This is a genomic window from Pseudomonas fluorescens, from assembly GCF_902497875.1.
Taxonomy (GTDB): domain Bacteria; phylum Pseudomonadota; class Gammaproteobacteria; order Pseudomonadales; family Pseudomonadaceae; genus Aquipseudomonas; species Aquipseudomonas fluorescens_BR.
Genome location: NZ_CABVHY010000003.1, coordinates 146,544 through 169,819, shown reverse-complemented (window position 1 = coordinate 169,819; position 23,276 = coordinate 146,544). Strand labels below are relative to the sequence as shown.

Genomic DNA, 23,276 nt, shown 5'->3' with positions numbered 1-23,276 from the left:
CGCAGCCCAAGGCGTCGTCCCTGAGTGGACTGGTGGTCATTCGGTGATTTAACGCTGTCGAGTGTTAAACAATCGCTCTGAATGGTTGTTATGCCCTTTCGCTCAGGGGAAATCTGAAGATCAAAAGATCGCAGCCTTCGGCAGCTCCTACAGGGGGTTAGGGCTGAAAACGTCTAGCCACGAACCAGCAGGGTTTTCAGTTTTTGCACGGCGCGCCATGAGCGGCTCAGCTTGAGCGCGCGAAGTTCTGCTTCGGCGCGGTCGGCGCGTTGGCGTTCCTGTTTGAGGGCGTTTTCGAGGTCGGCCAGCGGGTAGCTGAATTTATGGCCGTAGCAGAACTGGAATTCATCGAGGTTGCACGGTGGGGTGTTGAAGGCGCCCAGCAGGTTCAGGTGTTCTTCGGCCAGGTAGAAGGTGTTCAGGCCATCGAACTGGACGACTTGATAACCGGCTTCGATGACGATTTTTTCCCAGGCCTGGTCTCTGTTCCATGGGGTCTCGATCAGCATGATCCAGGGCCGCCATTGCTTGAAGTCCATGCCACGCAGCACGGATTCTTCGTGGCCTTCGACATCGATTTTCATGAAGTGGATGGGCCGGTCCTGGACGTGCTCCGCGCAAATGGAGGACAGGGTGCGTGAGGTGACGGTTTGAGTCTGCACGTCCATGCCGGAGTCTCTGTGAAGCTTGGCGACCTCGGCCTCGACGGTCGACAGGCCGGTGCCGGCGATGCCGTAGAGGGTGCGAGTCTCTTCGGTCTCGCCGGCCACGCATTGCAGGTTGATGTCCTTGAGGCGTTGCTGGGCCAGGGCGGCGTAGTATTCCTCGACCGGTTCAATGTTGATGCCGGTCCAGCCGCGGTCATAGAAGGCTTTGGTGACTGAGTCGTGTGAGGGGTGGTTAGCTCCGACGTCGATGTAAAAACCGTTTTCAAAGTACTTGAGTGCGCGCCACAACCTGATGTCTTCAAAATTCTGTGCGTAAGAAATGAACGTCACTGTCGCTTCCCGATGGTCAGAAATGAAGGGGAATGGGGGGCGCACAGGCGATCGCTTATGTGCCTGTATTTCAAGCCCGATGCCTGAGTTTAGCCAGCTTCAATCAGAAAATGTGGGGCGAAGCGGCCAAAGACGGGTGCCCGGCAGCCTTTCAGCAAACATGCGGAAAGCACCTGATCCGCTGAGTCACTCAGGGATCAGGCTTTCAGTTTTACTTCGCTCTCTACACGCCGTTTTTGACCGCGTTGATCAGGTCCTGGCTAAGGACTTGATTCGGCGCTACTTGAACGCTTTGGGTATAGAAGGGTGGCAGGTCCTGGGCCAGGGTCGCCAGCGCCTGAGGCGTGGTATTGCCCGGCAACAGCACGTATTGCAGGTTCGACGGGTAACTCTGGGGCACCGGGCCTTCCATGGTCGAGCCGTAGGCGCCGAAGGTCATCACGGCTTGCGGGGTGCTCGGGTCGGGGGCGTAAAGGAACACGAAGGTGCCGTATTTCGGGTGCGTCAGGTACTGCTCGGCCTGTGCGCGAACGACTGGGTCCGGGTCGTTCATCAAGGTCCAGCGCATGACGGCGTAGTTGCGGGTGGTCTCCATGAACGCGGTACGGATCGGCGACTGGTTCTCTACTCCGCCAAGGCACACCAGCAGGTTGCCGAAGGGGTCAAGCAAGGCCACGGCGTTGAAGACATCGGCTTTTTGCGCGGTCTGTAGCAACGGCTGGGCCAGTTCTGCGCCGGGGTCTCGCGGGTTGGCCGAGGTGACGGTCAAGGCGTAGGGGCTGAGCTTGGTCAGCGCTTTGCGCACCGGGCTGTTGGCCGGGAGTGTCGCCGGGTTCTGCAGCTGCGAAGGGTCCAGGCCGCTGTTGTTGCTGGCTTCGCGCACGGTATTGACGCTGGCGTCGAAGATCGACGCGGTGAGGTAGTAGGTCGATGAGTCGATGCCCTGGCCGCCGAATACCGGGCTTGTCGAGCCCTGATAGCTCCGGTTGACCGGGGCGCCGATGGCGTAATAGGCCCAGGTGTTTTGCGCCTGCTGGCGAATCTGCGGCGGCAGGGACGGGAAGTTGAACAGGCTGTTGTAGTTGATCCCGGCGTAGGTATCGATCGCGCTGACGGCGACGTTGAAGCCGGCCGTCAGCAACGAGCCGGCGCACATCGCGCAAGGGTCGAGGGTGGTTACCACGGTCAGCTGGTTGGGCGTAGGAAGGTTCAACGCCCCGACGTTCTCGTAATACCAGTCGACCAGTTGTCGCTCACCGTGGGCGGTCGGGTCGTGAGGCAGGAAGTAGGTGGTGCTGCCCAGGAAGGGCATCAGGACATTGTTGTGCATCGCGACTATGACTTCGCCGGTCGCGTTATTGATGATGGCGCCGCCGACGGCGAAGGTTTGCTGTATGGCGGCGAGAATGGCCTGGTCGGCGACGGTATCTACAGCTTCCTGTGCACTGTTCACTGTGCTCATGGTGTTCCAGCTCCTTGCTGTCCTTTCGCCAGACCATTCTGGCGTTTGAAAACAATAGCTCAGCTTTATCCAGGCCGTTGGTGCGAATGCTTATGCACAATTGACCCGTCGCAATCAAGATTTATAAGCGATTTTCTGGATCCATTTTCAGCATTGCGCAACTGGCTGTTTTTTGGGTTTTTTTAGTCAGTGATACAAAACTGAACAGGTGGTGTGTCAGCTCTGAAACAGCGCTGAGATTGGCGCCGCGCAAGTTTCATCAACAGAGTTATCCACAGGCTGGAGAACAAAAGAGGGTGGTTATTTGCGTTCGGCCAGGAGCATCAGGTTGCGCGGTGTCAGTGGGGTTTCACAGAACAATCCGAGGCGTACGGCGTAATCTTGTTCTTGCAGAAACAATGCGCGATCGAGCACCAGCCAGAGTTCCAGTGGCCGCCGAAACAAGCCACGCAGCAGCTCCAGATTGCGCACTTGCGCTAACCGCTGCCAACCGGCGACTTCCAGTGCCGACCAATCCCGTTCGGTTGTGGATAACTCTTTGAGGTCGGCGAGGTCACGGCAATAGTCGGCGAACGGCTTGTCCAGCCAGGCGCTGGGTAATGACGGCGTCGGCAGGTACTCGTCACAGCCGCGCAGTTGCCGTTGCAGCAGGTCGAAGGCCAGGCGCCGGGCCATCGAGGTATCACGCTGGCGCCGTACACGAGCGCCGGCGGTGACGGTTTCGCTGATAGGCAGTGCCAGGTCATCCAGCGATAACCGCAGGCCTGATGCCTTGGCTGCGATGGACAGCGCCTGGTACTCATCGCCGCGGATGCGGTTGTAGCAACACGGGGCGATAGCCAGTTGCTTGCAGCCGGCGGCGCTGGCCAGTTGCATCAGGCGTACGTGCAGGTCGCCACAGGCGTGCAGGGCGACCGGGGTGTGTCCGGTGCTCAGGCGCGAGACGGCGTCGTCTGCCAGTACATCCTGTTGTACATGGGCTGCGGGCAGTCGATGACGTTGGCTGAGCTGCTGGCCGGAGGCGATCAGCGCCGGGTCGTATTCCAGGCAAGTCAGTTGTTGCCCGCTTTGTAGCAGACGCCGGCCCAGATGACCCTTGCCCGCGCACCAATCGAGCCAGTGAGTGGGCGTTTGCGCAAACTGCAGGCAACCGGCGAAGGCCTCGATCTGCTGCCATTTGCGCCCGGGTACATCAACGTTCAAGCGCCGGGTGGCAGGATCGAGCGGATGACTGGGCAGATCACCGACAGCGCTGAGCGCGACCGAGGTGGCCGCCAGCGCTGCAAAGGGTGCCGGGGCATCCAGGTGTTGTGGCTGGTTGTGGCTGGCTTCGGCGTCGTCCAGCGAACGTTGCCGCAACCAGTTGGCCAGCTCGGGATGCTGCGCCTCCCAGGGCAGTTGCCGATGGGTAAAGGGTCGCGGCCGCCACAACGCCTGATGCTCGATGAGGAAGGCATCCAGGGCCTTGAAGCGGGCGAGCAGCTGCTCGCCCTTCAACACCTGTGGCAGATCAGCGTCCCTGGCAGGCATCGACGCGCAACCAGCGCTCCAGCAGCTTGAAGCCGCGTACCAGGACGTAGGCCATCAGCAGGTAGAACATGCCCGCGGCGAAGAAGATCTCCACCGGCAGATAGGTCCGCGCAATGATGGTCCGGGCCATGCCGGTCAGTTCCAGCAGGGTCACGGTACTGGCCAGGGCGCTGGCCTTGAGCATCAGGATCACTTCGTTGCTGTAGGCCGGCAAACCGATCCGCGCCGCACGCGGCAGGATAATGTAGAACAGCGCCTTGGGCCGGGACATGCCCAGGGCACGCGCCGCTTCGATCTCGCCGGGTGGGATGGCCTGAATCGCACCGCGCAGGATCTCGGCGATATAGGCCGCCGTGTGCAAGGTCATGGTGGCAGTGGCGCACCAGAACGGATCACGCAGGTAAGGCCAGAAGATACTCCCGCGTACTGCGTCGAATTGCGCCAGACCGTAGTAGACCAGGAACAACTGCACCAGCAGCGGCGTGCCACGGAAGAAGAAAATGTAGGCATAAGGCAGGGCCCGTACATACCAGCGCCGCGACGAGCGGGCGATGCCCAGCGGAATGGCCAGCAGCAAGCCGAGGATGACGGCGATGGCGACCAGTTCCAGGGTCAGGGTTGCCCCCTGCGCCAGTTTCGGCAGCCATTTGATGATCACTTCCCAGTTCATTGCGTGCTCCTCGCGAAGCCGCGAGCGGCGCGTCGTTCCAGAAAGTGCATGCCGGTCATGGCAAGAACCGTGAGGCCCAGGTACATGAAGGCGGCAACCATATAAAAGGTGAATGGCTGCTTGGACACGGTCACGCCGATTTGCGCATGACGCATGATTTCTTCCAGGCCGATCACCGATACCAGCGCGGTGTCCTTCATCAGGATCATGAACAGGTTGCCCAGCCCCGGCAGGGCGATGCGCCACATTTGCGGCATGATCAGCCTGGTGAAGATCCGGAATTTCGACAGGCCCAAGGCCACGCCAGCTTCACGGTGGCCTTTGGGAATCGCCAGGATCGCCCCGCGGAAGACTTCCGTGGCATAGGCGCCGAAGCACAGGCCCAAGGCAATCACACCGGCGGAGAAGGCATTGAGCTCCAGATCGGGATTACCCAAGAACTCGCCCAGGGCGCGCATCAGGTTGACCGTGCCGAAGTAAATCAACAGTACCCAAAGCAGTTCCGGGATACCGCGCACCAGTGTCGAGTAAGTACCGCCAAGCCACTGCAGCGGCTTGTACGGGGAAGTCTTGGCCAAGGCGCCGAGCAGACCGAGCACCAGCCCCAGGCACAGTGCCGAGAGAGCCAGTTTGACGGTCATCAGCGCGCCAGCGGCGAGCGCCGGGCCGAATCCGTAGAGATCGATATTCATGGAATTCTTTTTTTAAATCGCGGCAGGCTTTGCCAAGGACCGTCACCGCGGGGTTGCGGTGACGGTCAGGCAAGTCAGGATCAATAGATGCTGAACGGGAAGTACTTGTCGTTGATCTTCTTGTAGGTGCCGTCAGCCACGATTTCTTTCAGTGCGGCGTTCAGCTTCTCGCGGATCGGGTCGCCTTTGCGCACGGCAATACCGATTTTGTCGCTTTCTTCAACCGGGTCACCCTTGAACTCATAGGGCTTGCCCGCGTCGCTTTTGAGCCATTCGTAGTTGACGTACTTGTCGGCCAGGATCGCGTCGACACGACCGGAAGTCAGGTCCAGGTAGGCGTTTTCCTGGGTGTCGTAGAGTTTGATATCGACCGCGTCACCCAGGTTGTCTTCCAGCCAGGTACCGGCCAGGGTCGCGCGTTGGGCGCCGATGACTTTGCCTTTGAGGGATTCTTTGTCGGTCTTGAAGTCGGTTTTGGCTTTTGGCGCAATGAATTGCAGCTTGTTCGAGTAGTACGGTTCGCTGAAGTCGACGGCTTGCTTGCGCTCGTCAGTGATCGACATCGAGGAGATCAGGAAGTCGAACTTTTTCGCGTTCAAGGCCGGGATGATGCCGTCCCAGTCGGAGGTGACGATGGTGCACTCGGCTTTCATCTTGGCGCACAGAGCGTTGCCGATATCGACGTCGAAACCGACGACCTGGCCGCTGGCATCTTTATTGTTGAACGGTGGGTAGGCCGCTTCGATGCCCATCTTCAGGGTTTCGGCAGCGGCGGTGGCGCTGAACGCCATGGTAACGGCAGCGGCCAAGAGGAATTTTTTATAGCTCTGCATGCGTGTTGCTCCGTTAGCGGTTGCTGGACATGAATTGTTTACAGCGTGCCGAAAGCGGGTTCTCGAAAACCTGCTGTGGCGATCCTTGCTCTTCGATCAGGCCCTGGTGAAGGAACACCACTTCACTGGAAACCTGACGGGCGAAGCCCATTTCATGGGTGACCAGCAGCATGGTGCGGCCTTCTTCAGCCAATGCGCGGATCACATTAAGTACTTCCTGAACCATTTCCGGGTCAAGGGCCGAAGTCGGCTCATCGAACAGAATGACTTTGGGTTGCATCGCCAGGGTACGGGCGATGGCCGCGCGCTGCTGCTGGCCGCCGGAGAGTTGCGCGGGATAGGCGTGGCGTTTGTCAGCGATGCCGACCTTGGCCAGCAAGGCTTCGGCTACTTCGATGGCTTCGGCCTTGCTCTGCCCTAGCACCCGGCGTGGTGCTTCGATGATGTTATCGAGCACGCTCATGTGCGGCCAGAGGTTGAAGTTCTGGAACACAAAACCGATTTCGCTGCGCATGCGGTTGATCTGCCTGCTGTCGGCAGCGACCAGGTCACCGTTTTTCGCGGCTTTGAGCTTGAGCTCTTCGCCGGCCACGAGGATCTGGCCCTGATGCGGGTTCTCCAGCAGGTTGATGCAACGAAGGAAAGTGGACTTGCCGGAACCGGAGGAACCCAGGATCGAGATCACATCGCCGTCGCGTGCGGTCAGCGAGATACCTTTGAGTACCTCAAGCGTGCCGTAGCGTTTATGCAAGTTGCGGATTTCAAGCGCGGGCGTGGCCTCAGCCATGTGCGGTCCTCATTGTTCTGTAGCGCTCCTGCTGTTGGCGGCCTTCCTGGCGAGGCGGCCAAGCTAGCATAGCGTTTGAATGACAGCCAACAGGGCTACGGGGGGTAAACAGGTGGCATGTGGCAGGTTGTCGCATCGACACAGCAGACTGTCGCGCCATCAACAACCGAACACTCGTTTGAATCTCTGTCACGGCGGCTGTCGCGTAAAAAAGGGCGCGATGGTGCCAGCTTTGGCCGGGTGTTGGAAGCGCCAGGCAGCTCAACGGACCCATATCCACCCCTTAATTGTGCATGACCTGCATTTAGAGTGTGTTTCTTGTGCGTCGATTGGCTTTGCAGATGGGTCGGAGGGTAACGTTCTGGCAAAATGCCATTAATCTCAATGGGTTACGAATTTTTCCCGGTTGCTCCACAGCCCCCGGAAACCGGCGTTTTGAAACATTTTGGCGCAAAACTTGCGTAAAAAATAAGGAACGCCCCGTTGGATACTTTTTACGAGAGAGTCTGCGGACGGGGTGGACTGAATCGCTTTCACCCGCAAAGGTAGTTTCAATGAGCAGTACCCATAGCTCCAATGGCCTCGAACAGGGGCTTAAACCACGGCATGTGACCATGCTGTCGATCGCCGGTGTGATCGGCGCCGGGCTGTTCGTCGGCTCCGGGCATGCCATCGCCGCCGCCGGTCCCGCTGTGCTGTTGGCCTATGCCGCCGCCGGTACCTTGGTGGTGTTGGTTATGCGCATGCTGGCCGAAATGGCCATTGCTTCGCCGGACACCGGCTCGTTTTCGACCTATGCCGATCAGGCGATCGGTCACTGGGCTGGCTTCACTATCGGCTGGCTGTACTGGTGGTTCTGGGTATTGGTGATCCCGCTGGAAGCCAACGCCGCCGCAACCATCCTCCACGCCTGGTTTCCCGACGTGGCGATCTGGGCCTTCACCCTGGTCATTACCCTGCTGTTGACGGTGACTAACCTGTTCAGCGTGAAGAATTACGGCGAGTTCGAATTCTGGTTTGCGCTGATCAAGGTTGTCGCGATCATCGGCTTTATCATCCTCGGCGTGCTGGCGATCTTCGGTTTTCTGCCGAACAGCCAGGTCAGCGGTGTTTCGCACCTGTTTGATACGCAAGGCTTCCTGCCCAACGGCATGGGCGCGGTCCTGGCCGCAATGCTGACCACGATGTTCTCGTTCATGGGCACCGAAATCGTCACCATCGCCGCCGCTGAATCGAAGGACCCGGGCAAGCAAATCTCCAAGGCCACCAACTCGGTGATCTGGCGGATCGGCTTGTTCTACCTGGTGTCGATCTTCATCGTCGTGGCGCTGGTGCCGTGGAACGACTCAGGCCTGGCGCAGGTCGGTTCGTACCAGACCGTGCTCGACCGCATGGGCATTCCCAACGCCAAACTGATCGTTGATCTGGTGGTCCTGGTTGCCGTAACCAGCTGCCTGAACTCGGCGTTGTACACTGCCTCGCGCATGCTCTTCTCCTTGGGCAACCGCGGTGATGCCCCGGCGGTTGCGAAGATCACCAACAACAGCGGCACACCGTACTGGGCAGTGATTCTGTCCACCGCGGCAGCCTTCCTCGCGGTATTCGCTAACTATGTGGCCCCGGCTGCGGTGTTCGAATTCCTGCTCGCCAGTTCCGGCGCCATTGCCTTGCTGGTCTACCTGGTAATCGCTGTATCCCAGCTGCGCATGCGTCAGAAGCGCATGGCTGTCGGCGAGAAGATCGACTACAAGATGTGGCTGTTCCCGGGCCTGACTTACGCGGTGATCGTGTTCATCGTCGGGGTATTGGCGATTATGCTGGTCCAGGAAGCACATCGCGTGGAGATTCTCGCGACAGGGCTGCTGAGTGTTCTGGTGGTTGCAGCGGGCTTGATCGTTGCGCGTCGTCGCAAAATCGAGAGGCGTAGGGCGGTGGTGTTGACCTAATGGTTTGATTCAATCGCTCAATGAAAACGGCCGCTGTCATTCCTGACAGCGGCCGTTTTTGTTTCCGATGCTTTAACGATGGGTTTACTCGTCCGTTTTCAGCGCTATATCGAGCATCTTCTTATAGCTGTCCAGCGCGGTCCCAAAATCAGCGATGACTTCAGGGTCTTGAAGCCAAAGCTGGGCTTGCTCGCGATCAATGCCGTCGGCCCACATGCGGTAATCAATCAGCATGTCCGCCGCCAGGTGGGTGGCAGCCATCGCCTCGTTCTCGGCATTTTCCATGTCCAGCAGATCCGGCTGCTTGTCGATAATCTTGCTAAGCGACATGAGCATTCTCACCAGCATATCTACGCGATTGGTGGTCTCTTCTGCGTCTTTCATGAAGAGGAACATCTCCAGGATGTCCGCCGGAATTACCTCGTCGTCCAGGTCGGTCGGCTCGTCGTACATTGCCGTGGGTCTTCTGATGCCCATGCGCAGTTGCTTGGCTTTGACCTTTGCGCGTTTGGCGCGTTTCTGTTGTTTGTTCAGGGATGCCATTGGTTTGGGTCGTTTTCAGTAGGGGGGAGAGATTTGCAGCTATTAAAACGCAGGAACAAAAACCGATAAATCGGGATTTTTGATAACTCGTTTGTTAGTCGCGGCAATGCGTATCAGTTCAAATTCGGGACGCACTGCGTTCCGAATGTGGAGTACCTGAAAAATAGTACATTCGGCTGTCTGATGGGGTTATACCTCCAGCTGCTTTTCGTTTAAGTCTGCTCGAGGCAGTTCGGCTCAATTCGTGACGCAGTGCGTCACAGTTTGAGCGCCCAAGAAAAGCGATTGCCCGCAAGTTACGATGAAGGGCTAATGTCGTGGAGCTATACCCTGGCAGCTTGGATCAGCAGGGGCTTACCCAGTCCTCAACGCGCAAGCCGCGAACACGTTCAAACTCTCGAAGGTTGTTTGTCACTACAATCAAGCCCTGTGAGCGAGCATGACCAGCGATCATATGGTCATACGGGCCTATCGGTGTTCCGGCCTTAGCAAGTTCGGACCTGATCATGCCGGTATGCGCAGCTGCTTCATAGTCATAGGGCAATACATCAAGTCGAGCAGAGAATCCCTCGATTACCGCCAAATTCCTTTCCGGTGCAGCCGATTTTTCGGCACCGTAGATCAGCTCCATTAGCGTGACAGCGCTGATGCACAGTTGGCCATGGTGACGATTGAATGCTTCACGCATGATTTGTGGTTTGTTCTTGATGGTGAAGATGCAGATGTTGGTATCGAGCATGAACTTGATCATTAGAGCGACTCGCGCTCCTGATTGGCTGGTTGTTCACGATCGGCCATAAAGTCGCAGCTCACACTTTCACCGTCGAACCAACTGTCCCAAGCCTCGCCAGCAGGGGTAATGACACGGGTTCGTCCGATCGCCACGATATCGACCCGCTTCACGTCTTGAGGCATCGCTACTGCTTTTGGAAGCCGAACTGCCTGGCTTCTGTTGCTCATGAAAATGGTGGTCTGCTCCATTTAATACTCCTGGGCGCTGAATTGCAGAGTAACCCCAAGGATAGAATAGAGGTGGGATATGTCAAGGGGATATACGTGCGGGCTGGCGAAGGGTGGGACGTTTCGTGATGCCTTTTTTGACGAAAACGGCCACCCATCAGTAATGATGGCGGCCGATTTTGTCAGTTCGAAAAAGTCAGGCTTACGACTTCAGCAATGCGTCCGATGCCGCAACATAGTCCGCCTGGAATTGCGGACTCTCGATCCAGGCAAGGGCTGCTGCCTCGTCCGCCTCGGTGGACCACTGGCGATATTCGATGAGCGCCGCGAGTATGAAGTCAGTCGCGCCTTCTTCGCCTTCCTGCTCCAGCACCAACTCGGGCAGAGGGTCTCCCAGGAAAGCCGCGCACATGGCTTGTTGGCTGGTGGTTTCGGCCGTGCGCATTTTCTTGAACAGCTCGGTCAGATCCACTGATTCAAAGTCGATGCGATCGTCATTCGGATCCAGCGCTTCGACGGCGACGCCTGCGCGTTGAGTTCGATTCTGCTTGGCCTTGGCTTTTGCGCGGGTGGCGCGCTTGTGTTGTTTGTTCGCGGATGCCATGGGCTTCGTTCCGTATTCCGAATTCTGTTGAGTAGGGCAGGCAGGTCAATCAGCTGCGTGGCATCAAGCGCCCAGGCGTACCGGGAGCAAGTTCGCCGTTTTGCAGCCAGGACAATGCAATGGGCCATAGTGTGGCTTGGTACGGGCTGCGAAAAAAGGCGAAATGTCCGACTTCCACTTCGCCGATGTCTTGCGGGGCAATTCGCAGGTGCGAGTTTGAGCCGGCCTTGAAGTAGCCAAGCAGTCGCTCGATGGCCGGGATCGTGCCATAGGGATCGTCGCTGAGGCTGATGGCAAGGGTTTGCGCGGTGACAGCGTGGAAGGGCAATTTATCGAGCAAGCGCCCGCTGGGACGTCTTTCGTAGAGTGCGGTCGGGGTGCTCCAGTCCCGGACCACGCCAGCGGGAGTGTCTTCAAGCCAGCCCAGACGCTTGCCGGGGAAGTAACCGTAGAGCATCGTCACCAACGGCATCAATAAGTGCCATTTGCAGAACATCCGCCAACGGTTGGCCGGTGCGTAGTCGCGCCAATAGGCGAATTGCGCCCCTACGGTCACCAGGCGTCGGATCAGATGTCCGGAGGTACCCAGCCCGGCCGCGCAACCGCCGAAGCTGTGACCCACCACGTCTATGGGTTGGCCGGGAAATTCCCGGGTCGCCCGTTGCAACATGGCCTCGAAATCGAGCGCGCCCCAATCCGTCCATGATGCGCTGAAACCACGCAAGGATGCCGGGCGTGACTCGCCGATCCCTCGATAGTCGTAGGTGATGACGTCGAAGCCGTTGGCAAATAGATAATCGGCGAAGCGAAAATAATGACGACAGCGCACGGAGGTCGCCGCATTGATGATCACTACCGGGCGTCTGATGTCCGCCAGTGGATGACGCCAGGTGAAACCGCCAAGGGTGAAACCATCAGCAGCTACTTCCTTGAATGGTTCTCCAGGCTCCGTTTTGGGGGCCGCCCGTGCAGTGGTTGCCGGGAGCTCCGACGCAGGTGTGATCTGCTGATTCATGAGTGCTGGAGTCCCTTGTGCTATTGATACATTTACTGCAAGGCGTGTTGCGCAAGCTAGCAAATTCCTGGCAATAAAAAACCCCAAGGAAACACACTTGGGGTTTTTCGACGCGAGCTTGTCAGGCAGGTGGGCGATTTTCAGGGCGGTTTAGTGGCAGCTGTTCTTCAGCCTGCTGCCTGGCGCTGAATCGGGTCGCTGCCAATAAGGCCAGGGGGATCCAGATCAGAAACCAGTGCTCCTTGGGCCGGGAAAAAAACGCACTGCCTTCGGTGAGACCGGCCATGAAGCCATAGACCACCAACGTAGAGGCAATCAGCACGCAGGGTTGGTCGCGACGTTGCCAAGCGTAAAACATGGCATAGGCATACATCATTAGCCACAGCGTCAGGCCAATCACGCCACCCTCAAACAGTACGCCGAGTTCTATGTTGTGTGGATCGGCCAGCGCATAGGGGAACCCTTCGATCCAGAAGACTTGCGGGTGGGTAAAGCCCAGGCCAATCCATGGGCTTGCCTGGATTTGCCGCAGTGCTTCAGCCCAGATGGCGGGGCGGAAGGAAACCCCGCGGACCATTAAATCCTCCGATTGCGGCAATGATTGGACGGCAACCACGAGCGCTATTGCGACGGCTATGACCAGCCACAGTCGATGTTTCCACTGTGCAATGGCCATCCACAGCAGGCAGCCGAACATGGCCATGATCGGGGTGCGCGATCCGGTAAAGATCAGCAGTGCCCAGAGTATGGCCATGGCGATCAGGGGTAAAAGTGCGGTGGGTTTGCTGCCCAGATACCAGCTGCTCAGCCAATAAGCGCAAAAAAAGCCAAATACATGGGAGCTAAGCAGTGGGTTGTATAAGGCGCCATAACCATTGAAGCGACCACCTTCTTCACAATAAAAGAAATAAACCAGTGAGGCGGCGGCACAGACTACGGCAAGAATCGCTGCCAGCCTGGTCATGCCGTCAAGTCGGTCGGGGGATCTAAGGGTGATCAACATCGCGGCAAACAGCAGCATCAAAATGTAGAGCGGGCGTTTACTCATGGTCAGGGGAGTTTCTTCGGTGCCTGACCATTGCACCGAAATCAGAATGTAAGCCGAGAACAACAGGAACAGTTTTATCAAAGGCGAACTTAATAGTTGTTTGAGTAGTTGTGGCTCGAGGAGCAAAGCTATCAAGGTCGGTGCGGCAAGCGTGAGGTAGTAAAGTTTGTGGTACAAGGCGCGATCACCGACCCAGAACATCCCGCTGAGCAAGGCAAGCCAGCCGATGGGAAGCCAGTACAAAATGAGCCAGGTGGAAATTTTCCCGGCCTGCGCTGAACCCCAGTGGGTCGCTTTCAGTGATGGTGTGGTTGTCATTCGGGGAAGTACCGCGTCATTTATCGTTATGAGGCAAAGCCAGGCGCCACAGGCCCCGTAAAGTCTTTGCATTCCATGTTCTGAACGGGAGTTGCGCCAGCAGCTCGCGGGCGAGTTTCTTGTCCCGGCGCGCGCACTTGAGCAGCATCGAGTTGCGAAAGTTAGTGCACACCTGTGCATAGGCCGGGTGATCACTGAACTGTGCATAGGTGCGCAAAACGTTATCGGTCATGAAACGATGGTTTTTGTAGGTGTTACTGCCGTGCACGCGATAATGGGCCAGCACTTCGTTCAGTACATCGATGGAGTAACCTGCCCGGGTGATCTTTAGCTGAATCAGCAAGTCTTCCAGGCGAATCTGCGGATCGAAACCACCGACTTTTTCCAGTGCTTCACGACGAAAGAGCAGCGTCGGTGCCGGTGCTCCTGTTTTGCGGTCGAGAAAAACATCCTCGAAGTCCAGGCGCCGCCGCGGTAGATCGCGGAACTTCCCTAGCGGGTACCCTTCGGCATCGATCTCTTGAATATTGCCGGCACAAATCCCTACCTCGGGTCTATCCCTTAGATACGCCACTTGCAGTGCTATGCGCGCAGGCAGCATCACATCATCGGAACCAAAGGGGGCGATCAGGTTGCCTCGGGCCCGGGCTATGGTTTCGTTGAGTGTTCGCGACAAGCCCTGGTTTTCCTGCGCGAGAAAACTGAAACCATGCAGTTGCTGCAACCGTTGAATGCGTTCGACGCTGCCATCTGTCGAGCCATCATCGACCACTAATAGCTCTATGTTCGGGTAAGTCTGCGTGAGTACGCTGGTGATGCTCGCCTCGATAAAGGCGCAATGGTTGTATGAGGCAATAATGATGCTGACCAAGGGTTGATCAGCCGCGGACTGGGTCATACGGGCGCTCTCAGTAGGGGCACAGGCGCTGCCACAAGGCTCGCCAATAGGTGAGGGGGGGAATGGCCGGCCAAGGCTCTGCCAGCACTCCGGCGATCTGCTCGGCGAGGTGTTTGTAGCTATGATGGGTTTCGACAAAGGCGCGACCCGAATCCGCGATGCGCTGCGCCAGCTCCGGATCGCTGCGCAGCTTGGCGATATGCCCGCGCAGCTCTGCAAGGCTGCTGTAGAGCAGCAGATGCTCACCATCGCGCAGACCCAGCGCCGTCTCTTCTGTGTCCTGACGCCAGGCCAGCAATACGCAACCGCAAGCCATGGCCTCGAAGTTCTTTGCCATGTACTCGCCTAGCCCGATATCAGCACTGATAAACAGGCGAATGCGATTGAGCATCTGTCGATAAGGCTCGCCCGGATCAGTGCGCAGTACCCGCAAGGGCTCAGAAGCGGCCAGCTGCTCTAGAAGCGATTTGCGTTGCGTATAGGCATCGCTCGTCGTTCTGCCAATAAAACCTAACTCGATGTCACGCTCGACCGACTCGGCAAATAACCTGTACGGGTCATAGCCTTTGGCCGTGAAACTCACGTTGAAGCCTTCGGCCTGCAAACGGGCGGCGATACCGGCTCCGGTCACCAGAATGCGTGCACCTGGCAAACGGCGATAGAACCGGCTGAAGGCCCCGCACCAGCGCGAGCGGGTCAGGTAGTTCTGACAGGCATCTTCCTCGTAGACCAGCAAGCCGCTGAGGTGTGCCAGATAGCTCGTTTGGCGATACACATTCTTGAACGGCAAATCCAGAATGATTCGCTGAAAATCAGACAGATCGTGAGCGCCCAGAAATGTGCGCAAATTTCGCTGCTGACTTTTTGTCAGTCGGTGAACTTCAAGGGACACATGTCGCGCAAGCTCGCCGTATAGCGTTGTCAGATCGGGCAGACGTTCAGCCGCGGTCAATACCAGAACGCGCATCAGCCCAGTCCAGCCCCGAGCCGCAGAGCTTTCTTCAGATAGCTCCAGCGCAATGCCTGCAGGGGCGACAAGCCCAGGGCATGCCGATAAAAGCGTCGTGCTGCAGGCTTGTCACCCGCCAGCATGGCTGCACGAAACAACGACAGATAACGCTGCGCCTCATACGCCGCTCGATGGACCTGGCAAGCTTCAGGCAGGCTGGTGAAAACCTCGCGCAACATGCCTTGGGCCACCGCCTTTTCGTCATGACGGTCATGGCGCAAGCTGTTGGCGTGTTTATGGATTCGCGCCAGGGGGCGATGGGTCAGGGCGACCGGTGCGCTTACCAGCAGGTAAGCAAAGACTGCAACGTCTTCTCCTGCCCGCAGCGCCTCAGGGTAGGGCCGCTGCAACAGCAGATCGCGACGAAATAGCGTGCGGCTGTGGGAAATGGAAATTTTCTTGTCCAGCAGATAGCGCCGAATCAGTTCCGGCGGCGAGCCCGTGGCTGGAGTAGGCAGGCGAACCCGCTCACGGCCGTCGGCAAAAACGGATATGTGCGCACCCAGGATCATGCCTGCCGCTGAATTGTCGAGCAGCACTGCACGCAGAGTTTGCAGCGCTTCAGGCAACAGCTCGTCATCGGCATCCAGCAACAACACATACTTCCCGCGGGCCGCGCGGATGCCACGGTTGCGCGCGGCTGCAGGACCGGCATTTTGCTGGTGGATGATTTGAAGCGTGTCTGGGTGGTCCTGGGCGTACTCCTCAAGTACTTGTGCAGTGTTGTCTTCGGAGCCGTCGTTGATGATCAGGACTTCAATATCCTCAGCCCACTGTGACAGCACAGAATCCAGCGCCCGCGGCAGGACGGCCGCGTAGTTGTAGGCGGCGATAACAACACTGATAAGCGGTTCAGGCAGTGCTACAGGTACGCTTGCCTTCCCTTTCAACGCTTGCATTTCAGCTTCCTGATTACTGCTGAATGTTTGGCGTCTGACCCGGTTAACGCCCCCGGTATAAGCATTCCCTTGGGGCGGGTTTTGGTCTGTAGGGCAATTCTTGCCTGACTGTCCGTAGGTTCTTTATCGGATGACGATATTGGATCGAAGGCTTGTGCGGGCCGAACAAAAGATGCTCAGGCTTTATGAGTCTGTGCATTCCCGGGGCGGTGGACAAACGGGACGGAAGAGGGTGTTGAGGCGGTATTCAACGTTTGGATGTAGTCCGAATATGCGCAAGCCTCACACTCAATTGATCTAAGCACCCAATGAGCAAGGCATAAACTTTTCATGGTCGGATGGATCAACAGTACAGGGAGGGGATTTAATCGGGATGCCGCTGGTTTATGGCGTAGCGCCCAAGGGTGGTTTCGCATTCATCCGGTCTGTACGAACCTGGGAGTCGTCATCATGAAGTCCTTCCACTTACTCGTGTTTTCAGGAGCGCTAGCGTTCATGTTGTCGGGATTGCCTGCAACAGAACTGCAGGCTGCCACCGAGGAGCCGATCGATATGTCCGGCGTGCAGGTGGAGCCACAACAGCAAAACGGCATTACGTACTTGTCGGGGGGCATCGGTCTGGATGAGTCGCGGGCCATTCATCAAGCCAAGGGTTACAACTTGCACATGACCTTTGCGATCGGGCCGGACAATAAATACATCCCTGATGTCGATCTAGTGATCCAGAACATGCAGGGGAGCTCAGTGCTGAAGCTGAGTCAGGTAGGGCCTATCGTTTACGTTCAGTTGCCGCCCGGTAAATACTCGGTGGTCGCCGCTCGTAATGGTCAGGAAAAACGCAGTGACGCCGAGATCAAAGGCGGGGCTATTCGCGATCTGGTCTTCCACTGGAATGAGGGTTATTGATCGCTGATTTCTGAAAAACCATTACGCGTCTTGAAAAACTACAGGCAACAAAAAACCCGCACAAGGCGGGTTTTTTGTAGGCTTTCATGTGATCTATAACACCACATGAAAACTGAATGTGGTGCCCAGAGACGGAATCGAACCGCCGACACGGGGATTTTCAATCCCCTGCTCTACCGACTGAGCTATCTGGGCAACGGGGCGCATTAAACTGGTTTTTCGGGGGGTCGTCAAGCAAGTTTTCAAAAAAAGTTTAATTATTACCGTCGCTTACGACCCAAGCCCCGAGAAATCGGGGTTATTCGGACGGCGGCACGTAGCCTTCGGCCTTGGCGTAGTCCTCTCCGGAAAAGAACTTGTCCATTTCGCCCTGCAGATATTTGCGGTCCTCGGCGTTCATCATGTTCAGGCGTTTTTCGTTGATTAGCAGGGTTTGGTGCTTTTGCCAGTCAGCCCAGGCCTTGGCCGAGACGTGATCGAAAATGTCCTGGCCTTTGGCGCCCGGGAATGGGGCGCGCTCAAGGGCGGGCAATTCTTCTTTGTACTTGCGGCACATGATGGTGCGGGTCATGACGACTCTCCTGCGTTCAATACATCGGCCGCGCGTTTGAGCAGCTTTTTCACCGGAGCGGCAAGGCCCAGGCGCGGCGGGGTGGCGAGGTTATACCAGAGCCAGTCAGCCTCGGCCACGTGATGGCCGGATTCCTGGACCTGAACCAGCCAGGGTTCGATAGCCAGTTGGAAATGGCTGAAGGTGTGGATCAGGCTTGGCAGTGCGTGATGTTTGCCCAGTTCCAGCGAGTGCTGCAGCGCCAGATGTTCCAGGTCGCCGAGATCATCCAGCTCCGGCAAGCTCCAGAGGCCGCCCCAGAGGCCCGTGGACGGGCGACGGTAAAGCAGGATGGCGCCGTCGCGGTTGGCCAGCAACGGCATCAGGGTGCGCTTCTGCGGCACGCTCTTGCGCGGTTTTGGAATCGGGTAGCGAGTCTCCAGGCCAAGCAAGTGCGCCTCGCAGCCACTTTCCAGTGGGCAGAGCAGGCAACTGGGTTTGCTGCGGGTACAGAGCGTCGCGCCGAGGTCCATCATTGCCTGGGTGTAGTTGTTGACTCTGCTGTGAGGGGTGAAGCGCTCGGCATTGGCCCACAGCTGTTTGGCGACCTTGGGTTCGCCCGGGTAGCCCTCTTGTGCGGTAAAGCGTGCCAGCACCCGCTTGACGTTGCCGTCGAGGATGGGTGCGCGCAAGCCCATGCTCAGGCTGGCGATGGCGCCGGCGGTGGACAGGCCAATGCCGGGCAGCTCGATGAGTTTTTCGACATCGCGGGGAAACTCCCCGGCGTGATCGGCGACGATGATCTTCGCGGTCTTCTGCAGGTTCCGGGCGCGGGTGTAGTAACCCAGGCCGGTCCAGAGATGAAGCACTTCGTCTTCCGGTGCCGCAGCCAGGGCTTCGACCGTTGGCAATGACGCCATGAAGCGGTCGAAGTAGTTCAGCACGGTGCTGACCTGGGTCTGCTGCAACATGATTTCCGAGACCCACACCCGATACGGGGTGATGCCCTGCTGCCAGGGCAGGTCGTGGCGGCCGTGGCGGTCGTACCACTCCAGCACCGCCGTTGAAAATTGCTCGGCTCTCATCGTTTGAACAGCCCCTTGAGGGCGTCTTTCAGTTCCGGACTGACTTTGTCGCCGAGTTTCTCTTCAAGCTTGTCGCCGAGCTTGTCACCGGCCAGCTTGGCCGCGATCTTGCCCAGCCCGTCATTGTCCAGGCGGCAGGCCTTGGCCCCCAGTTCCAGCGGGCCGCGGCAACGCAATGGCCACTCGATGCCGACATAACGCTCGTTGACCTGACAGGCCGGGTCCGGCATGTCGCTCTTGTCGCCTTCGATGAGGATCCCGACACGGTAATCCATGCCCAGCACCCGCAGGTCGACATCACCGTTGCCCTTGACGGTCAGCCCCGGGATTCGCACTTTCAGGTCAGGGTTGCTGGCCACGCCGTTACGGAAGGTCAGGTTGCCCTTGAGCTCCTCGAACGGCGTGTCCTTGCCCCGTGGTGGGCCGTTGAGCGTTTTACGATTGAGTGTCGCAATGCCCTGGCAGAGTTGCTGTTCGAGGTTGGCGTTGAGCAGCACACCGTTGTTGATGACGAAGCTGCTGGTGCCATTGAGGCTGTCGATCAGGGCTTTCTGGCTATTACCGCTGCCAGTCAGGTTGCTGTTCAAGCTGACCAGGCCTTTGACCGGCGGTGTTTGCCCCTGGCTTTCGAGGATGCGTTCGACCGGCACTTTGTTGATGCGTGTCTGCATGCTCAGCATCGGCTCTGGCTGACGCACGTCAAGGTTGCCATTGGCTTCGAAATTGCCGTCATAGAGCTCGCCGCGCAGGGTTTCGAGCTTGAGCAGGCCGCCCTGGCCGGAAGCTTTGAGCGTTGCATTCTGGATCGGTAGCTTGTCGAGGGTCAGTTGACCGAAGCTCAGGTCGGCGTCGATATCCAGTTTGCTCAGGCGTTCGACCGGCAACAGTCTTTCGGTGCTCCAGGCGCCCTTGGTTGGTGCGTCGGGCAGGGGGGAGGTAGCAGGACCGGCCATGGCAGTGTCCTCGCTGCTTTTCACTTCAGCCTTGCGGGCCACCGCAGCGCTGTTGGCTTCCGCGGATTTTGGCGGCAGGTAGCGATCAACGTTGAAGGTGTCGCCCTTGAGCTGTACGCGCAGTGACTGCTTGGCGAAGTCGTCGACCGCAAGGCGCCCGGTGAAGGTGCCGTCGTCGAGTTTCAGATTCAGATCTTCGAGGGCGATACTGGTCGGCGTGCCTCTGAGGCGGCTGACCAGTTCAACCTTGCTCAGGCTGCCCTCGGCCATGGCCGGGAGTTTCTGCCCGATGCTGTCGACAAACTTCGCCAGGTCGAATTGGGCTATCGACAGCCCGCCGCTGATTTGCGGGGTCTTGTCCAGATCGTTGACCTTCAGCTCGCCCAGGGCGCGCAGTTGGTTGGCGGAGATTTTCAGGCCGGTCCATTCGGCAACGTTGGCTGCCTTGTCGACCAGCAACTGGCCTTGGGCGGCGAAGGTCACGATCTTGCCTTGCAGCGGTTCGCCGGAAGCTTCACCGGAGAATTTCATGTCTTCAAACTGATAGCGCTGGAGGACCCGATCGAAACGCAGTTCGCCGCCGAGTTCGGTTCTAAGCCGCACTACCGGCTGGCTGCTGCCCAGGAACGCCGTCAGTTTGACTGGAATATTCGTGCCTTCGTGGATCGCGCCAGTGCTCAGCTGGATACTTTCGGCGCTGAATTGCTTGCCGCTGCGCTCATCGAAATACTCAACCCGGGCGTTGTTCACGGTCAGGCTGTCGATATCCAGGCGAATCGGCTGGGACGGTTTGTCGGGCACTGGAGGGCTAGTGGACGCGGGTTCCCCGGCCGTTGTGGCGCCAGCGTCGGCCGGTGTGGCGATCGGCGCGGTCTTGCCGATGTCCTGCCAGTTGCCGTGGCCGTCCTTGTCGCGATTGAGGCGCAGGTTCAGCCCTTCGACGCGGACATCGCTCATCTGTACTTCGCGGCGCAGCAGTGGGATCACCCGTACCGACAACCCGAGCATCTGCAGGTCGGCGAAAGGTTTGGTCGGGTTGGCCAAGGTCGCGACGCTGGCTTCGTGCAGTTCCAGGCCAAGCCAGGGGAACAGGCTCCAACCGATATCGCCATTGAGCGTCAACTCAATGTGGGCCTTGTCGCGGGCCATCTGGCGAATCTCGTCTTTGTAGTCGTTGGGATCGAATAGGTGGGTCAGGGCAAAGCCCAGGGCCACAATGATCAGCAACAGCCCGAGAATTACCAGACCCAGGATTTTGCCAAACGCTTTCATGGGCGAGTCCTTGTAGTGTGTCGAATTCGTAATTTAGCCGGGGAGTATAGCGCTCCAAATCTGGCGGCAGGCCATGGATAGCGATTAGAGCGGATCCAGCGGCAGCTGCAGCTTGGCCGCCAGTGCCTGCGCCTCCATATGTCCGGCAGGGGCCAGCAGGCGCAGGGTTGCGCCCTGCTGCTTGGCCATTCTTTGGGCTTCGCTTACCAGGCGCTCGGCCACGCCGCGGCGCCGGGTAATTTTTCGTACGCACAATTGCGAAAGGTGCCAGGCCTCAGGCTGCCGTTGCAGGCGTGCCGCACCCAGCAGCCGGTCATTGAAACGCCCCACGATCAGGCTGCCTTCGCGCAGGCCTTGTTCGATCAGATGCAGCTCATCGCCCAAGGGTGCAAGCAGCCAGTCCGGGGCGTCGCGATAAATCTTCTGCAGGTCCTGCTGATCCTGGTAGCTGGCTTCGTTCAGCGGCTCGACAACGATGGGCATGGGATTTCCTTGGGACAGTGCGAGAGCAGAGAACACAGAGAAGTGATGTCAGTTTGATTTTTCGCTCATGAGCAAATGGTAACCATGTGTTGTGTCAGGTGCATGGGGTTTATGCCCGAAAAGATCGCAGCCTGCGGCAGCTCCTACGCGGCGTAGGAGCTGCCGCAGGCTGCGATCTTTGCTTGTACTGACATGTATATCGCGGGCGGCGCTGGACTCAGCCCGTCAGTGATATCGACCTTCATGTTTCTGTTTGCCGTCCGCGAGCCTATAATGGCTGCCTTTTTCGCCCAATGATTTTGCGGAGCTGGTGATGGCCGAACGTAAGGCGTCTGTCGAGCGCGACACTCTGGAAACCCAGATCAAAGCCTCGATCAACCTGGATGGCACCGGAAAGGCCCGATTTGATATCGGTGTTCCTTTTCTTGAGCACATGCTGGATCAGATCGCCCGTCACGGGTTGATCGACATTGATATCGTGAGCAAGGGCGACCTGCATATCGACGACCACCACACAGTGGAAGACGTCGGTATCACCCTGGGTCAGGCCTTCAGCAAAGCTATCGGCGACAAAAAAGGCATCCGTCGTTACGGCCATGCCTACGTGCCGCTCGATGAAGCGCTGTCGCGCGTGGTGATCGACTTCTCCGGCCGTCCAGGCCTGCAGATGCACGTTCCCTTTACCCGCGCTACCGTCGGCGGCTTCGATGTCGACCTGTTCCAGGAATTCTTCCAGGGCTTCGTCAACCACGCCAACGTCTCCTTGCACATCGACAATCTGCGTGGGCATAACACCCACCACCAGATCGAAACGGTATTCAAGGCTTTCGGTCGCGCGTTGCGCATGGCTGTCGAACTGGATGAGCGCATGGCCGGGCAAATGCCTTCGACCAAGGGCGTGCTCTGATGCAGACGGTCGCGGTTATCGATTACGGCATGGGCAACCTGCACTCGGTGGCCAAGGCCCTCGAGCACGTCGGTGCCGGCAAGGTGTTGATCACCAGTGATGCCAACGTGATTCGCGAAGCCGACCGGGTGGTATTTCCCGGGGTCGGCGCGATTCGCGATTGCATGGCGGAAATCCGTCGCCTGGGTTTCGATTCGCTGGTCCGTGAAGTCAGCCAGGATCGTCCGTTTCTCGGCATTTGCGTCGGCATGCAAGCCTTGCTCGACCGCAGTGAAGAGAACGATGGCGTTGACTGCATCGGCCTGTTTCCAGGCCAGGTGAAGTTCTTCGGCAAAGGTCTGCACGAAGACGGCGAACACCTGAAAGTCCCGCACATGGGCTGGAATGAAGTGCGCCAGGCGGTGGATCACCCGCTGTGGCATAACATTCCGGACCTGGCGCGTTTCTACTTCGTGCACAGCTACTACATCGCTGCCGGCAACCCGCGGCAGGTGGTAGGTGGTGGTCACTACGGCGTCGATTTCGCTGCCGCGCTGGCCGAAGGTTCGCGTTTTGCCGTGCAGTTCCACCCGGAGAAGAGCCATACCCATGGCCTGCAATTGCTGCAGAACTTCGCCGCCTGGGACGGTCGCTGGTAATGGCCAGGAAGAAGCCGCCGATTCTCACGCTCACTCCTGAGCAGGAGAACGAAGCCAACAGCAAGATCAAGCGCTTCATGGAAGAGCGCTTCGAACTCGACCTGGGCTCGTTCGAGGCGGCTGAAATCCTCGATCTGTTTACCCGCGAAATTGCTCCGCACTATTACAACAGGGCGATTTTCGATGTGCAGACGCACCTCAAAGAGAGGTTCGAAAGCATCGAAAGCGACTTGTGGGCGCTCGAGAAAAACTGATTTTCGAGTGAAGCTG

Annotated in this window: 25 protein-coding genes and 1 tRNA gene; 5 read left to right on the top strand and 21 right to left on the bottom strand. The window is 58.2% G+C overall.

Annotated elements, in window-relative coordinates:
- Positions 1 to 173 precede the first annotated feature (173 nt).
- The 7 genes from F8N85_RS03825 to F8N85_RS03795 form a co-directional block, all read right to left on the bottom strand.
- Positions 174 to 998, bottom strand: a complete 825-nt coding sequence (locus tag F8N85_RS03825) for an FkbM family methyltransferase (protein ID WP_150802347.1) — start codon at positions 996 to 998, stop codon at positions 174 to 176.
- A gap of 223 nt (positions 999 to 1,221) precedes the next feature.
- Complete coding sequence (locus F8N85_RS03820) at positions 1,222 to 2,460, bottom strand: nucleoside deaminase (protein ID WP_150802346.1); 1,239 nt, start codon at positions 2,458 to 2,460, stop codon at positions 1,222 to 1,224.
- 300 nt (positions 2,461 to 2,760) lie between these two features.
- Positions 2,761 to 3,990 carry a methyltransferase gene (locus tag F8N85_RS03815; RefSeq protein ID WP_150802345.1) on the bottom strand — a complete coding sequence of 410 codons (1,230 nt, stop codon included), beginning with the start codon at positions 3,988 to 3,990 and terminating at the stop codon, positions 2,761 to 2,763.
- Positions 3,971 to 4,660, bottom strand: coding sequence for an ABC transporter permease (locus F8N85_RS03810; RefSeq protein ID WP_150802344.1), 690 nt, complete (start codon positions 4,658 to 4,660; stop codon positions 3,971 to 3,973). The genes F8N85_RS03815 and F8N85_RS03810 overlap by 20 nt, the downstream gene beginning before the upstream one ends.
- A complete protein-coding gene (locus F8N85_RS03805) occupies positions 4,657 to 5,352 on the bottom strand; it encodes an ABC transporter permease (protein ID WP_150802343.1) in 696 nt (231 codons plus the stop codon). The genes F8N85_RS03810 and F8N85_RS03805 overlap by 4 nt, the downstream gene beginning before the upstream one ends.
- 80 nt (positions 5,353 to 5,432) lie before the next feature.
- On the bottom strand, positions 5,433 to 6,185 hold the full coding sequence (locus tag F8N85_RS03800) for an ABC transporter substrate-binding protein (RefSeq protein WP_150802342.1): 753 nt from the start codon (positions 6,183 to 6,185) through the stop codon (positions 5,433 to 5,435).
- A 13-nt stretch (positions 6,186 to 6,198) separates the two neighbouring features.
- Positions 6,199 to 6,972, bottom strand: a complete 774-nt coding sequence (locus F8N85_RS03795; RefSeq protein WP_150802341.1) for an ABC transporter ATP-binding protein — start codon at positions 6,970 to 6,972, stop codon at positions 6,199 to 6,201.
- 554 nt (positions 6,973 to 7,526) lie between these two features.
- On the opposite strand from F8N85_RS03795, the gene gabP reads away from it, so the two are divergent.
- Positions 7,527 to 8,918 (top strand): GABA permease, encoded by a 1,392-nt coding sequence (gene gabP, locus F8N85_RS03790; RefSeq protein WP_150802340.1) that lies wholly within the window; start codon positions 7,527 to 7,529, stop codon positions 8,916 to 8,918.
- A gap of 84 nt (positions 8,919 to 9,002) precedes the next feature.
- On the opposite strand, the gene F8N85_RS03785 is transcribed toward gabP, so the two are convergent.
- From F8N85_RS03785 to F8N85_RS03745, 9 genes are all read right to left on the bottom strand, one after another.
- Positions 9,003 to 9,461, bottom strand: a complete 459-nt coding sequence (locus F8N85_RS03785; RefSeq protein WP_150802339.1) for a hypothetical protein — start codon at positions 9,459 to 9,461, stop codon at positions 9,003 to 9,005.
- Positions 9,462 to 9,804: 343 nt separating this feature from the next.
- Entirely contained in the window at positions 9,805 to 10,212 is a 408-nt protein-coding gene (gene vapC, locus F8N85_RS03780; RefSeq protein WP_150802338.1) for a type II toxin-antitoxin system tRNA(fMet)-specific endonuclease VapC, read from the bottom strand.
- Positions 10,212 to 10,442: a type II toxin-antitoxin system VapB family antitoxin gene (gene vapB, locus F8N85_RS03775; RefSeq protein WP_150802337.1), complete on the bottom strand. Its 231-nt coding sequence runs from the start codon at positions 10,440 to 10,442 to the stop codon at positions 10,212 to 10,214. The genes vapC and vapB overlap by 1 nt, the downstream gene beginning before the upstream one ends.
- 181 nt (positions 10,443 to 10,623) lie before the next feature.
- On the bottom strand, positions 10,624 to 11,025 hold the full coding sequence (locus F8N85_RS03770; protein WP_150802336.1) for a hypothetical protein: 402 nt from the start codon (positions 11,023 to 11,025) through the stop codon (positions 10,624 to 10,626).
- A 49-nt stretch (positions 11,026 to 11,074) separates the two neighbouring features.
- Entirely contained in the window at positions 11,075 to 12,040 is a 966-nt protein-coding gene (locus F8N85_RS03765) for an alpha/beta fold hydrolase (protein ID WP_150802335.1), read from the bottom strand.
- 121 nt (positions 12,041 to 12,161) lie between these two features.
- The gene (locus F8N85_RS03760; protein WP_412072478.1) at positions 12,162 to 13,289 is read right to left on the bottom strand and encodes an O-antigen ligase family protein; all 1,128 of its coding nucleotides are present in this window, start codon (positions 13,287 to 13,289) and stop codon (positions 12,162 to 12,164) included.
- Positions 13,290 to 13,422: 133 nt separating this feature from the next.
- A complete protein-coding gene (locus tag F8N85_RS03755; RefSeq protein ID WP_150802333.1) occupies positions 13,423 to 14,304 on the bottom strand; it encodes a glycosyltransferase in 882 nt (293 codons plus the stop codon).
- A gap of 10 nt (positions 14,305 to 14,314) precedes the next feature.
- Positions 14,315 to 15,151, bottom strand: coding sequence for a glycosyltransferase (locus F8N85_RS03750; RefSeq protein WP_224795623.1), 837 nt, complete (start codon positions 15,149 to 15,151; stop codon positions 14,315 to 14,317).
- A gap of 119 nt (positions 15,152 to 15,270) precedes the next feature.
- A complete protein-coding gene (locus tag F8N85_RS03745; protein WP_150802331.1) occupies positions 15,271 to 16,212 on the bottom strand; it encodes a glycosyltransferase family 2 protein in 942 nt (313 codons plus the stop codon).
- 450 nt (positions 16,213 to 16,662) lie between these two features.
- On the opposite strand from F8N85_RS03745, the gene F8N85_RS03740 reads away from it, so the two are divergent.
- Positions 16,663 to 17,118, top strand: coding sequence for a carboxypeptidase regulatory-like domain-containing protein (locus F8N85_RS03740; RefSeq protein WP_150802330.1), 456 nt, complete (start codon positions 16,663 to 16,665; stop codon positions 17,116 to 17,118).
- 119 nt (positions 17,119 to 17,237) lie between these two features.
- On the opposite strand, the gene F8N85_RS03735 is transcribed toward F8N85_RS03740, so the two are convergent.
- The 5 genes from F8N85_RS03735 to F8N85_RS03715 form a co-directional block, all read right to left on the bottom strand.
- Positions 17,238 to 17,313 (bottom strand) — tRNA-Phe (locus F8N85_RS03735).
- Positions 17,314 to 17,416: 103 nt separating this feature from the next.
- Positions 17,417 to 17,689, bottom strand: coding sequence for an oxidative damage protection protein (locus F8N85_RS03730; protein WP_150643273.1), 273 nt, complete (start codon positions 17,687 to 17,689; stop codon positions 17,417 to 17,419).
- Positions 17,686 to 18,753, bottom strand: coding sequence for an A/G-specific adenine glycosylase (mutY, locus tag F8N85_RS03725; RefSeq protein WP_150802329.1), 1,068 nt, complete (start codon positions 18,751 to 18,753; stop codon positions 17,686 to 17,688). Before mutY ends, F8N85_RS03730 begins: the two co-directional genes overlap by 4 nt.
- Positions 18,750 to 20,978 (bottom strand): AsmA family protein, encoded by a 2,229-nt coding sequence (locus tag F8N85_RS03720; protein WP_150802328.1) that lies wholly within the window; start codon positions 20,976 to 20,978, stop codon positions 18,750 to 18,752. The genes mutY and F8N85_RS03720 overlap by 4 nt, the downstream gene beginning before the upstream one ends.
- 84 nt (positions 20,979 to 21,062) lie before the next feature.
- Entirely contained in the window at positions 21,063 to 21,461 is a 399-nt protein-coding gene (locus tag F8N85_RS03715) for an acetyl-CoA sensor PanZ family protein (RefSeq protein ID WP_150802327.1), read from the bottom strand.
- Positions 21,462 to 21,774: 313 nt separating this feature from the next.
- Between F8N85_RS03715 and hisB the strand changes: the two genes are divergently transcribed.
- The 3 genes from hisB to F8N85_RS03700 are packed head-to-tail and all read left to right on the top strand — an operon-like array spanning position 21,775 to position 23,260.
- Positions 21,775 to 22,368 (top strand): imidazoleglycerol-phosphate dehydratase HisB, encoded by a 594-nt coding sequence (gene hisB, locus F8N85_RS03710; RefSeq protein ID WP_150802326.1) that lies wholly within the window; start codon positions 21,775 to 21,777, stop codon positions 22,366 to 22,368.
- Positions 22,368 to 23,006 carry an imidazole glycerol phosphate synthase subunit HisH gene (gene hisH, locus F8N85_RS03705; RefSeq protein WP_150802325.1) on the top strand — a complete coding sequence of 213 codons (639 nt, stop codon included), beginning with the start codon at positions 22,368 to 22,370 and terminating at the stop codon, positions 23,004 to 23,006. Before hisB ends, hisH begins: the two co-directional genes overlap by 1 nt.
- Positions 23,006 to 23,260, top strand: coding sequence for a DUF2164 domain-containing protein (locus tag F8N85_RS03700; RefSeq protein WP_150802324.1), 255 nt, complete (start codon positions 23,006 to 23,008; stop codon positions 23,258 to 23,260). The genes hisH and F8N85_RS03700 overlap by 1 nt, the downstream gene beginning before the upstream one ends.
- Positions 23,261 to 23,276 lie beyond the last annotated feature (16 nt).